This window comes from Mesorhizobium sp. M1312 (genome assembly GCF_040318115.1).
Lineage (GTDB): Bacteria > Pseudomonadota > Alphaproteobacteria > Rhizobiales > Rhizobiaceae > Mesorhizobium.
In genome coordinates this window covers 1-1,119 of record NZ_JAMYLQ010000093.1, presented here as the reverse complement: position 1 = coordinate 1,119, position 1,119 = coordinate 1, and the positions used below count along the sequence as shown (strand labels likewise).

Annotated in this window: 1 protein-coding gene; it reads right to left on the bottom strand. The window is 67.1% G+C overall.

The features are described from left to right. Positions 1–100: 100 nt before the first annotated feature. Positions 101–1,015, bottom strand: coding sequence for an IS481 family transposase (locus NKH36_RS34650; RefSeq protein ID WP_352966305.1), 915 nt, complete (start codon positions 1,013–1,015; stop codon positions 101–103). Positions 1,016–1,119: the final 104 nt, after the last annotated feature.

Below are 1,119 nucleotides of genomic sequence, written 5' to 3'. Positions count from 1 at the left end.
CGACCGCCTTGCCGGCAAAAGCCCTGCAGATCTTGACGGCATGCCCGAACAGCGAGGTCGTGCCTTTCTGCTGGATTTTTCGAACTTGGTCGCCGGGCGCCTATTCGAACGGCTGGACGGCATCGGCGAAGTCTCGCGTCGAGGCCCGATAGCGCTCGAGCGGCACAGCGTCCGCAATGGCCTGGTGCGGCCGCTCGGCGTTGTAGATGTGACGCCAGGCATCGAAGGCGCGCTGTGCCGCCTGCAGGCTGTCGAAGGGCGGTCCCTGCAGCGCCTCGGCCTTGAGCGTGCGGTGGAAGCGCTCCTCCTTGCCAAGCGTCTGTGGGTGGCAGGGGCTGGAATGGCCGATCGTTATGCCGTTCTCGATCAGCCAGACGCCGAGCATGGTGAAGTTGTTGCGGCCGCCGTCGCCCCAGGGCGGGCCGTTGTCGGTGGCGATGCGCCACGGCAGGCCGTAGCGCCGGAAGGCGGCGGTCAGGCGGGTTTTGACAGTTTCGGTGGTTTGGTCGGGGCAAGCTTCCAGCACCAGCGAGAAGCGCGAATGATCGTCGAGCACGGTCAACGGGTGCAGCCGCCCGGCGCGCAACGGCACATGGCCCTTGAAGTCCATCTGCCACAGGTCGTTGGGAGCGGCGTGCTCGAAGCGGATGAACGCTTTGGCGCCGCCGCCCAGCGCACCCAACTCGACGCCGTTGCGGCGCAGGATCCCAGTCACCGTCGAGGCGGCCGGATTGCCCAGCCCCTGGCGCGCCAGCACCCGGGCGATCTTGCGTCCGCCCCAGGCCGGATGCGCCGCCCGCACCGAAAGCGCTGCCGTCTCGATCTCGTGCGCGCTGCGCATCGGGCTCGACTGCGGCCGGCGCGAACGCTCCAAAAGCCCGGCCTCGCCAATAGCCCGCCAACGCGCGAGCAACTTGTAAGCGCATGTCCGGCCGATCCCGAAGCGTCGGCACAACGCGCTCATATTCGCTCCTTCAGCCGCAGCCAGCTGCACAAACTCCAGCTTCCGTTTCATCGCGCTCGTGTCCTCGAATGGCATCCCGAACCTCCCAGCGCAAAGCGCGCCAAACTGTTCGCGATGTCCTCGCACACCTGTTCGCGATGTCCCCGGTCCAAACA